Here is a 12080-nt window from a genome sequence, read left to right as displayed (position 1 = left end):
TCATCTATGAAATTCAACATTCGTGGTGAAAATATTGAAGTAACTCCAGCATTAAAGGAATATGTAGAGAAAAAACTAAGTAAGTTAGAGCGTTATTTTGATACATTCCCAGAGATTAAAGTTAATTTAAAAGTATACTCTGACAAGCAACGTGTCGAGGTAACAATCCCATTTACTGATTTATTACTTCGTGCAGAAGAAACTAATAGCGATATGTACGCTGCTATCGATTTAGTAGTTGATAAACTTGAGCGACAAATTCGTAAACATAAAACAAAAGTAAATCGTAAGTTACGTGAGAAAGGTTCTATAAAAACGAACTTTATCCTTCCAGAAGCAGTAGCTGTTCTGGATCAGGTAGAAGAGGATGAACTAGAACTTGTACGTACAAAACGATTCGATTTAAAACCGATGGACGTTGAAGAGGCAATTCTACAAATGGATATGCTAGGACATAATTTCTTCGTCTTCACAAATGCTGATACAAATGAAACTAATGTTGTATATGGTCGTAAAGATGGGAAATACGGTTTAATCGAAACTAAATAATAATTCGAAAGCGCAGCCGAAATGGCTGCGCTTTTTTTGCTGAAAATAGATTTTTAAAAAAAGTTTTCTTAATTTAGAACGAGACATTCGGCCGATTGTTGTCATAGTTATAAGACAAGTGTTACAATTATCATTAGGTATATACATTTTAGTTTTTTTAATTAGGAGAAAAATTGGCATAACATACATTTGATTTTTATAACGACTGATTGTAATAGAGAAAAAGAAAAAACAATCGGAAGTTTTATTTTAATAAAAAGAGGAGCGTATTTCCTATGATCGGTATTTTAAAAAAGGTGTTTGATGTAAATCAACGCCAAATTAAACGTATGCAGAAGACAGTTGAGCAAATTGATGCATTAGAGTCATCTATTAAGCCATTAACTGATGAACAATTAAAAGGGAAGACGCTTGAATTTAAAGAACGTCTAACAAAAGGTGAAACAGTAGATGATCTACTACCTGAAGCTTTTGCGGTTGTTCGTGAAGCTGCGACTCGTGTTCTTGGAATGCGTCCGTATGGCGTACAGTTAATGGGTGGTATTGCCTTACATGAAGGGAATATCTCTGAGATGAAAACGGGTGAAGGTAAAACGTTAACATCTACATTACCTGTATATTTAAATGCTTTAACAGGAAAAGGTGTTCACGTTGTTACAGTCAATGAATACTTAGCGCAACGTGATGCGAGCGAAATGGGACAACTTCATGAGTTCCTAGGCTTAACAGTAGGAATTAACTTAAACCATATGTCACGAGAAGAGAAACAAGAGGCTTATGCTGCTGATATTACGTATAGCACGAATAACGAGCTTGGATTCGATTACTTACGTGATAACATGGTGTTATATAAAGAGCAGTGCGTTCAACGTCCACTTCACTTTGCTATTATCGATGAAGTCGATTCTATCTTAGTCGATGAAGCACGTACGCCACTTATTATTTCTGGACAAGCTCAAAAATCAACAGAGCTATACATGTTTGCAAATGCATTCGTTCGTACATTAGAAAATGAAAAAGAATATTCATTTGATGTGAAGACGAAAAATGTAATGTTAACAGAAGATGGTATTACGAAAGCTGAGAAAGCTTTCCATATTGAAAACTTATTCGATTTAAAACATGTAGCACTTCTTCACCACATTAATCAGGCGCTTCGTGCACACGTTGTTATGCATCGTGATACAGATTATGTTGTACAAGAAGGCGAAATCGTAATTGTAGACCAATTTACTGGTCGTCTTATGAAAGGTCGTCGTTATAGTGAAGGTTTACACCAAGCTATCGAGGCAAAAGAAGGCGTAGAAATTCAAAATGAAAGTATGACGCTTGCGACAATTACGTTCCAGAACTACTTCCGTATGTACGAAAAGTTATCTGGTATGACTGGTACAGCGAAAACAGAGGAAGAAGAATTCCGTAGCATTTATAATATGAACGTTATCGTAATTCCAACAAATAAACCGATTGTCCGTGATGACCGTGCTGATTTAATCTTCAAATCAATGGAGGGTAAATTTAATGCTGTTGTTGAGGATATTGTAAATCGTCATAAACAAGGACAACCTGTTCTTGTCGGTACAGTTGCAATTGAAACATCAGAGCTTATTTCAAAAATGTTAACGCGTAAAGGTGTACGTCATAACATTTTAAATGCGAAAAACCATGCGCGTGAAGCAGATATCATTGCAGAAGCTGGTATGAAAGGCGCTGTAACGATTGCGACGAACATGGCGGGTCGTGGTACGGATATTAAGCTTGGAGAAGATATTAAAAACGTTGGTTTAGCAGTTATCGGTACAGAGCGTCACGAAAGTCGTCGTATTGATAATCAGTTACGTGGTCGTGCTGGTCGTCAAGGGGACCCTGGTGTTACGCAGTTCTACTTATCGATGGAAGATGAATTAATGCGCCGCTTCGGTTCAGATAACATGAAAGCAATGATGGATCGTCTTGGTATGGATGATTCTCAGCCAATCGAAAGTAAAATGGTTTCTCGTGCAGTAGAATCTGCGCAAAAACGTGTAGAAGGAAATAACTATGATGCACGTAAGCAGTTACTACAATACGATGATGTACTTCGTCAGCAACGTGAAGTTATTTACAAACAGCGTCAAGAAGTAATGGAGTCTGAGAACTTACGCGGCATTATTGAAGGTATGATGAAATCTACAGTAGAGCGTGCGGTTTCACTTCATACACAAGAAGAAATTGAAGAAGATTGGAACATTAAAGGTCTTGTTGACTACTTAAATACAAACCTTCTGCAAGAAGGAGATGTGAAAGAAGAAGAATTACGTCGTCTTGCTCCAGAGGAAATGAGCGAGCCAATTATCGCGAAATTAATAGAGCGTTACAATGACAAAGAAAAGCTAATGCCAGAAGAGCAAATGCGTGAGTTCGAAAAAGTTGTTGTATTCCGTGTTGTAGATACGAAATGGACAGAGCATATTGATGCGATGGATCACCTTCGTGAAGGTATTCATTTACGTGCTTACGGTCAAATCGATCCACTTCGTGAGTATCAAATGGAAGGATTCGCAATGTTCGAATCAATGATTGCTTCTATTGAAGAAGAAATCGCTCGTTACATTATGAAAGCTGAAATCGAACAAAACTTAGAGCGTCAAGAAGTTGTTCAAGGTGAAGCTGTTCATCCATCTAGCGATGGCGAAGAGGCAAAGAAAAAACCAGTTGTAAAAGGTGACCAAGTGGGCCGCAACGATTTATGTAAATGTGGTAGCGGTAAAAAATATAAAAACTGCTGTGGTATCGGGAAGTAATATAGGGCAGTAGTTCAGGCCGCTTTGCAAACTTTTATATCAAAAATGTATAATTAAGAAGGATTAAACTCTCTCCGTCATAAGTGGAGAGAGTTTCCCTTGTTTTCATACGAAAGTAACAGCAATTACATAGAGGTGAAGGAAATGGAATTAGTAGAAATTAGACAGGAATTAGAGAAAATGGCTAAGAGATTAGCGGCTTTTAGGGGGTCTCTTTGACCTCCCTACTAAGGAGAAACAAATTGCAGAATTAGAAGAGAAAATGATGGGTGCAGGATTTTGGGATGACCAACAAGGCGCACAAGTTGTAATTAACGAAGCAAATGCACTGAAAGATATGGTTGGGAAGTTCCGTCAGTTAGATGAGACATTCGAAAATTTAGAAGTCACGCATGAGCTTTTAAAAGAAGAGTATGATGAAGATTTACATGAGGAGCTTGAATCAGAAGTAAAAGGCTTAATTCAAGAAATGAATGAGTATGAACTTCAGTTATTATTAAGCGATCCTTATGATAAAAATAATGCAATTTTAGAATTACACCCAGGTGCTGGTGGAACAGAGTCACAAGACTGGGGTTCTATGTTACTACGTATGTACACACGTTGGGCTGAAAAACGTGGCTTTAAAGTAGAAACAGTTGACTACTTACCAGGTGACGAAGCTGGTATTAAGAGTGTTACTTTATTAATTAAAGGTCATAACGCTTACGGTTACTTAAAGGCAGAGAAAGGTGTACATCGTCTTGTGCGTATTTCGCCATTCGATTCTTCAGGCCGTCGTCATACATCGTTCGTATCTTGTGAAGTTGTACCTGAATTCAATGATGAAGTTGAAATTGAAGTGCGTACGGAAGACTTGAAAATTGATACGTACCGCGCAAGTGGAGCTGGTGGACAGCACGTTAATACGACAGATTCAGCAGTTCGTATTACGCATACACCGACAAATACGGTTGTAACGTGTCAGTCAGAGCGTTCTCAAATTAAAAACCGTGAGCACGCGATGAAAATGTTAAAAGCGAAATTATATCAAAAGAAATTGGAAGAGCAACAGGCACAATTAGATGAGATTCGTGGAGAGCAAAAAGAAATCGGATGGGGTAGCCAAATCCGTTCTTACGTATTCCACCCATATTCTCTTGTGAAAGACCACCGTACAAATACAGAGGTTGGTAACGTGCAAGCAGTTATGGATGGAGAAATTGATCCGTTTATTGATGCTTACTTACGTTCTCGCATTTAATAAGCGAAAAAAGGCCAACAAAATTGTTGGCGCATGCTGAGGATATAGAGGATATAAAGAGTATTATTTTATTTATATGGATGAAGTACAGAGGAAGAGAAGTTGGAAACGACAACTTCTCTTTTTGATGGGATTATATGTAGCATACAAAGTTGTATATTGTTTTGTAAAAAGTAGAGAATAGTAAAACAGAGCGGCAATAGAGTAATACTTTATACAGAACTTTTCTGATTTCCCGTTCAAAAAGGATTCTTTATAGAAGTTTATAAGTTGTTCACAGAATTGAAACATCTTATAAAAGCTTTATATTATTAGGGTTCTCACTGTATTTTTGAAGAATATGAAATATACCTTAGTTTTTCTATATAAAGATAATGCTTATAATGAAAATGAGTGTGTTAGGAATGAAAAGAATATCAACAATGGGGAGCGATAGAAGTGAAAAAGAAATTGTTGGCTATTGCGCTAGGAACATCAGTCGTTTTTGCTTTAGGAGCGTGTGGAAATAAAGAAGAGAGTAAGCCTTCGAAACAATCTGCAAGCACAGATAGCCCAGAGCAAATTTATCAAAAAAGTTGTATAGGTTGTCACGCGAAAGATTTATCAGGAGCAACTGGACCAGATTTACGAAAAGTAGGACAGAAATATGACGCAGCAGAGATTGAAAAGATTATTGAAAAAGGCCGCGGTTCTATGTCACCAGGAATCATTCAAGGTGAAGATGCGAAAAAAGTAGCTGAATGGTTAGCTGAACATAAATAAGAAGGGTAAAATGGACGAGTTGATTAATATAGTCAACTCGTTTCCCTTTTTTGGGGATGTAACATAACTGTAACAAAAATGTATCCGAATTGGAAACCGTTTGATGTTACAATGGGGTTTGTAGAATTTTGCTGAAATATATTACATAGAGTAGTATTGCTTAGAAACAGGGTATAAGTAGACTACCTTCAACAAGAATGGTTAAGCGGGAATAAAAGGCTATCTTTTATTTTCAAATGTACAGAAAAGTATTTCGAAAAAAATCATTAAGTATTGGGTGATAAATAATGATAAAAATGACGAATGTTTATAAGGAGTACCCGAATGGTATGAAAGCCATTGCTGGTCTCACAGTTAACATTAAACAAGGTGAGTTTGTATACGTAGTTGGACCGAGTGGAGCCGGAAAATCTACATTTATTAAAATGATGTATCGTGAAGAGAAGCCATCTACAGGATCAATTAATGTAAATGGACTTGTTATTGAAACATTGGCAGAAAGAGATGTTCCATATTTCCGTCGTCAATTAGGCGTAATTTTCCAAGATTTTAAATTACTACCTAAATTAACAGTATATGAGAATGTTGCGTTTGCCTTAGAAGTAATTGAAGAAGAACCAGATGCAATTCGTGAGCGTGTAACAGAAGTTTTAGGTCTTGTAGGTCTTGAAGATCGTGCAGACGCACTTCCAAGTGAACTTTCAGGTGGAGAGCAACAACGTGTTGCGATTGCGAGAGCGATTGTAAATCGACCAAAGGTTGTAATTGCCGATGAGCCAACAGGTAACTTAGATATTGAAACAGCTCTAGATATTATGAAGATTTTTACTCGCATTAATGAGCGTGGTACAACAATTGTTATGGCGACGCATAATGCAGATATCGTAAATACAATCCGTCATCGTGTAATCGCGATTGAAGGCGGAAAAATTGTTCGAGACGAGATTGAGGGAGGATACGGATATGAAGGCTAAGACCCTTAGTCGACATTTGCGAGAAGGTGTAAAAAATCTATCCCGTAACGGATGGATGACGTTTGCTTCTGTTAGTGCAGTAACAGTTACATTATTACTTGTAGGTGTCTTTTTAACAGCCATTATGAATATGAACCATTTTGCGACGAAGGTAGAGCAAGATGTTGAGATTCGTGTACACATTGATCCAGCAGCAAAAGAAGCTGATCAAAAGAAATTAGAAGATGATATGAGTAAGATTGCAAAAGTAGACTCTATTAAATATTCTTCTAAAGAAGAAGAGCTAAAAACCTTAATTAAAAGCTTAGGCGATAGCGGAAAAGCGTTTGAGTTATTTGAACAAGATAACCCATTGAAAAACGTATTCATTGTAAAAGCAAAAGAACCAACAGATACAGCAACAATTGCGAAAAAGATTGAAAAAATGCAGTTTGTAAGTAACGTTCAATACGGTAAAGGTCAAGTTGAAAAATTATTTGATACTGTAAAAACAGGACGTAATATCGGGATTGCACTAATTGCTGGTCTTTTATTCACAGCGATGTTCTTAATCTCTAACACAATTAAAATTACAATTTATGCTCGTAGTACAGAAATCGAAATTATGAAACTTGTAGGTGCAACAAACTGGTTTATTCGTTGGCCGTTTCTATTAGAAGGATTATTCCTAGGAGTATTAGGATCAATTATTCCAATTGGCCTAATTTTAGTTACGTATAATTCACTGCAAAGTGTATTTAACGAAAAACTTGGCGGAACAATTTTCGAGCTTCTACCATATAGTCCTTTCGTATTCCAATTAGCTGGTTTACTAGTATTAATTGGGGCTTTAATCGGTATGTGGGGAAGTGTAATGTCAATTCGTCGCTTCTTAAAAGTATAAAAAGTTGCAAACATAATTCGTACAAGCTTATCATATAGTAGAAATAGGTAAAGGCATCACACACTGTGTGATGCCTTTTGCTACACCACCTGTGTGTTTTGGAAAGGGGAATTCCGCATTGAAACGTAGAGTTGCAATTATTGGAATGGTTGTTGCATTTTTAATTGGTGCTGGCGGAATGTTTGCAGGTATGTCTTTATTTGGGGTTAACCCAGCAGAAGTGACGCAAACAATTTCGAGTGGAGACGCTAGCACTGCGCAAGGGAATTTGGCAAAAATTAATGAGGCGTATGCACTAATTGATTCACGTTATGTGGAAGACGTGAAGGATGACAAGTTAGTCGAAGGTGCAATACAAGGTATGTTGTCTACGCTGAAGGACCCTTATTCCACGTATATGGATAAAGAAACGGCTAAACAGTTTAGTGAATCGCTTGATCCTGAGCTAGAGGGGATTGGGGCTGAGGTGAACAAAACGGACGGTAAGCTTATTATCGTATCACCAATTAAAGGCTCACCGGCAGAAAAGATTGGAATTAAACCGAATGACCAAATTTTATCTGTAGATGGAAATAGTGTGAAAGATTTATCACGTGAAGAAGCAGTATTAAAGATTCGTGGTAAAAAAGGAACGACTGTCGCGATTGAAATTAAGCGTGCAGGAGTAGCTGATCCGATTGTATTTAAAATTAAGCGTGAAAAAATTCCAATCTTCACAGTGTTTAGTTCTGTGAAACAAGAGAGCGGAAAAGATATCGGTTATATGCAAATCACTTCCTTTGCTGAAAATACAGCGAAAGAATTTAAGGATCAGTTAAAAGAGTTAGAGAAGAAAAACATAAAAGGCTTAGTTATTGATGTGCGTGGTAATCCTGGTGGCTACTTAAATAGTGTAGAAGAGATACTAGGGGAAATTATGACGGATAAAAAGCCGATGCTACAAGTAGAGCAACGAAATGGTGAGAAGAAGAAATTCTCTACGGAATTGAAAGAGAGAAAATCATATCCAATTTCAGTATTAATTGATAATGGAAGTGCTTCTGCTTCAGAGATTTTAGCGGGTGCGCTAAAAGAGGGAGAAGGATACGATTTAATTGGTGAAAAAACGTTTGGTAAAGGTACTGTTCAGCAAGCCGTTCCATTTAAAGATGGCAGCAACATCAAACTAACGATGTTTAAATGGTTAACACCGGATGGAAACTGGATTCATAAAAAAGGAATCGCGCCAACCGTAGAAGTGAAGCAACCGGATTATTATCATGCGACACCAATTCAAATTGAAAAGACACTTTCATATAATTCAAATGATGTACAAGTAAAGCACGCGCAAGAAATGCTTAAGAGCTTAGGATATGTACCAGGTCGTGAAGATGGATACTTTAGTAAAGAGACAGAATCAGCGCTGAAAGCATTCCAAAATGCGAATGAGATGGAAGCGACAGGACAGCTAGATAAAAAGACAGCTGAGGCGATTCAAACGAAAATTATTGAAAAAATCCGTTCTGGAGAAAATGATCTACAATTACAATCAGCATTAAAATTAATAGCGAAATAAAAAAATACAGGCAGTTTGCTGCCTGTATTTTTTTGTGTTAAACAAACGTTTGTCCAGTTATGATAATATAAAAAGAAAGAATGATATAAATGGTGGTGAATGGGTTCGTGGAGGCATGGATTTTTGAAATAATGCGGGCAGTTGGACGTTTTTTCTTACACCCTGCTGTCTATGTATTTTTAATAAGTAGTATCTTCGTTGGATACTTACGTATGTTACGAGAACGAAAGGATTTTTCTTTTAAAGTTTATGATATTTGGTTTGAACTGCGAACGTCTCTATTTGCAGGAGTTAAATACGGATTAGTTGTATCTATTATTACAATTGGACTTGGACTTGTTGTTTCTAAAGCGAGTTTATGGGTCATCTTACTTTGGACATTATTATTTGGAGTAACTGCTATGTATCGATATTTATCAGCAGCTTATACATTTAGTGTCGCGATGGTATGTGTTCTATTATCTTCTAAGCTACCAGTTTCCTTCTTACAGCTTGGAGATGGTGAGGAGAGTACGATTGTATCTCTTGCTATTTTACTAGGCGTCATGCTCGTTGTAGAGGGTTTGTTGATTTCTAAAAATGCAGTAGGATATTCTACGCCGAAGATTAGGAAGGGTAAGCGTGGGCTAAAGATTGGTTTACACGAATCCAAGCGTTTATGGATCGTTCCTATTTTTATTCTTGTACCAGGTGACGCGGTAACGCAGTTTATTTCATGGTGGCCTGTTGTTTCAATCGGTTCTGATACATATTCTCTATTCCTCGTTCCATTTTTAATTGGATTTATGAGAAGGATTAGAAGTTATGAGCCGACGGAAGCTTTATTATTTACAGGAAGACGTGTCTATGGTTTAGCGACACTTGTGCTCGTTTTAGGAATCGCAAGTTATTGGTGGCATGTACTTGCAATTATCGCGATGGGAGTCGCAATGCTTGGGCGTTTCACGATTTCCATGCAAGAAAAAATTTCTGATGAGACAAGACCAGCGTATTTCGCTGCACGTAATGATGGGCTCGTTGTATTAGATACAATCCCGAATACAATTGGTGCAGAGCTGAATTTACTGCCTGGAGAAATTATTACGAAAGTAAATGGAGTCGTTCCAAGAAGTGCTGAGGAATTTTATGATGCACTTCAAACGAAGACGACAGGGGCATTTTGTAAATTAGAAGTATTAGATACAAATGGTGAGCTTCGTCTTGCTCAAACGGCATTGTATGCTGGGGGACATCACGAATTAGGTGTTGTATTTGTTCAGCAGGAGCATGAGTGGGATTCGGAAGCGATGTAATAAAAGAAAGGGTATCACCTTGTGGTGATGCCTTTTTTGTTTTGGAGAGGGTAGTTAGTAAATGAAATTTATATCGGCGATTATCAGAATATATCAGCGCAATTGAAATTATATCGGCGATTATCGGAATATATCAGCGATTATTCAAATATATCGACTTTCCGGCAAAAAACGACAACTATCGCAAACCTTATTTTCAGTTTCATAGACGGATAACTTGAATAATTATTTGATAATGGTTATCATTTAGGGAGTCTTTTTAATTTTGGAAAATGGAGGGAAGATATGTTACGTAAATTTTTTTCTTACTATAAACCTTACAAAGGTTTATTTATACTCGACTTTTCTTGTGCAGTCGTCGCAGGATTACTAGAACTTGGCTTCCCGCTTATCGTAAATCAATTTATTGATAAGTTATTGCCAGGGCAAAACTGGACGCTTATTTTATGGGCTTGTTTCGGTTTACTTGCAGTTTATATATTAAATGCAGGTTTGCAATATGTCGTTACATATTGGGGGCATATGCTTGGGGTTAACATTGAAACGGATATGAGGCAGAAATTATTTGATCACATTCAAAAGCTATCATTCAGATTTTTTGACAATAATAAAACAGGTCATTTAATTTCACGTCTTACAAACGACTTAATGGAAATTGGGGAAATTGCTCACCATGGGCCAGAAGATTTATTTATCGCTGTTATGACTTTAGTTGGGGCGTTCTCATTTATGATGATGATCAACTGGAAGTTAGCGCTATTAACGTTCTTCGTCATTCCATTCCTATTATGGTTAGCGCTGTACTTCAACAAAAAAATGACAGGTACGTTTAGACGTTTATTCTCAGACGTTGCTGATTTCAATGCATGTATTGAGAACAACGTTGGTGGTATCCGCGTTGTACAAGCATTCGGAAATGAAAAGTTTGAGAAGGAGCAATTTGCTGTGAACAACGCTCGTTTCCGTACAACGAAATTAATGGCTTATAAAATTATGGCGTTAAATTCGTCAATTAGTTATATGCTCATGCGTCTCGTAACACTCTTCGTCTTAATATGCGGCACATGGTTTGTTCTGCAAGGCGAATTAACGTACGGTGGATTTATCGGATTCGTTCTATTAACGAATATTTTCTTCCGCCCAATTGAAAAAATTAATGCGGTAATTGAAAGCTATCCGAAAGGGATTGCAGGTTTTAAAAGGTATGTAGAGCTTCTTGAAACAGAGCCTGATATTGTAGACTCTAAAGATGCAATGGAAGTGAAGCAAGTACATGGTGATATTCAATATAACAACATTACGTTTGGTTATGAAAACAAAGAACCGATTTTAAATGACATTAGTTTGAACATACATGCAGGTGAAACGGTTGCGTTCGTTGGACCATCAGGAGCTGGAAAAACGACGTTATGTAGCCTGTTACCACGTTTTTATGAACAATCGTCTGGATCGATTCAAATTGATGGTATTGATACGAAAGATATGACGTTATCTTCACTTCGTAAGCAAATTGGAATTGTGCAGCAAGATGTGTTCTTATTCTCAGGAACGATTCGTGAAAATATTGCTTACGGAAATTTAAAGGCTTCAGAAGCTGAAATTTGGCAGGCAGTAAAACGTGCGCAGCTAGAAGATTTAATTTATTCGCAACCAGACGGTTTAGATACTGTTATCGGTGAGCGCGGTGTAAAACTTTCTGGTGGACAGAAGCAACGTTTAGCAATTGCTCGTATGTTCTTGAAAAACCCGCCAATTTTAATACTAGATGAAGCTACTTCCGCACTAGATACTGAGACGGAACTTGCAATTCAAAAATCACTTGCTGAATTAGCAGCTGGCCGTACAACGTTAGTTATCGCTCACAGACTTGCAACGATTAAAAATGCGGATCGAATCGTCGTTGTAAATAAAGATGGTATTGCAGAACAAGGTTCACATGATGAATTAATTGAGCGAGGCGGAGGATACAGTAGGTTATACGAAGCTCAGTTTAGTTCGTAAATATAATTTGTACTGAATTAGTGCACCATAAGTAGGTA

General features: G+C 37.2%; 9 protein-coding genes. All 9 read left to right on the top strand.

Annotated features, from left to right (window positions below):
• The first annotated feature begins 6 nt into the window (after positions 1–6).
• Positions 7–549 carry a ribosome hibernation-promoting factor, HPF/YfiA family gene (gene hpf / locus ACYVEC_RS01385; RefSeq protein WP_060632875.1) on the top strand — a complete coding sequence of 181 codons (543 nt, stop codon included), beginning with the start codon at positions 7–9 and terminating at the stop codon, positions 547–549.
• Between the two features lie 275 nt (positions 550–824).
• Positions 825–3332 (top strand): preprotein translocase subunit SecA, encoded by a 2508-nt coding sequence (gene secA, locus ACYVEC_RS01380; protein ID WP_063221802.1) that lies wholly within the window; start codon positions 825–827, stop codon positions 3330–3332.
• A gap of 144 nt (positions 3333–3476) precedes the next feature.
• Positions 3477–4575, top strand: a protein-coding gene (gene prfB, locus ACYVEC_RS01375; RefSeq protein WP_098555249.1) for a peptide chain release factor 2 whose coding sequence is annotated in 2 segments (ribosomal slippage) — positions 3477–3548 and positions 3550–4575 — 1098 coding nt in all. Because the reading frame shifts where the segments join, the coding sequence is not laid out codon by codon here.
• A gap of 438 nt (positions 4576–5013) precedes the next feature.
• Entirely contained in the window at positions 5014–5337 is a 324-nt protein-coding gene (gene cccB, locus ACYVEC_RS01370) for a cytochrome c551 (protein ID WP_000727967.1), read from the top strand.
• 287 nt (positions 5338–5624) lie between these two features.
• Positions 5625–6311, top strand: coding sequence for a cell division ATP-binding protein FtsE (gene ftsE / locus ACYVEC_RS01365; RefSeq protein ID WP_080468341.1), 687 nt, complete (start codon positions 5625–5627; stop codon positions 6309–6311).
• Positions 6301–7194: a permease-like cell division protein FtsX gene (gene ftsX, locus ACYVEC_RS01360; RefSeq protein WP_060632872.1), complete on the top strand. Its 894-nt coding sequence runs from the start codon at positions 6301–6303 to the stop codon at positions 7192–7194. Before ftsE ends, ftsX begins: the two co-directional genes overlap by 11 nt.
• A 118-nt stretch (positions 7195–7312) precedes the next feature.
• A complete protein-coding gene (locus tag ACYVEC_RS01355) occupies positions 7313–8749 on the top strand; it encodes a S41 family peptidase (RefSeq protein ID WP_080468340.1) in 1437 nt (478 codons plus the stop codon).
• A gap of 89 nt (positions 8750–8838) precedes the next feature.
• A complete protein-coding gene (locus tag ACYVEC_RS01350; protein WP_063221798.1) occupies positions 8839–10041 on the top strand; it encodes a PDZ domain-containing protein in 1203 nt (400 codons plus the stop codon).
• 285 nt (positions 10042–10326) lie between these two features.
• The gene (locus tag ACYVEC_RS01345) at positions 10327–12042 is read left to right on the top strand and encodes an ABC transporter ATP-binding protein (protein ID WP_063221797.1); all 1716 of its coding nucleotides are present in this window, start codon (positions 10327–10329) and stop codon (positions 12040–12042) included.
• Positions 12043–12080: the final 38 nt, after the last annotated feature.

The sequence above is a fragment of the Bacillus sp. MN7755 genome (assembly GCF_054771475.1).
This window is presented reverse-complemented; position numbering and strand designations above follow the sequence as displayed.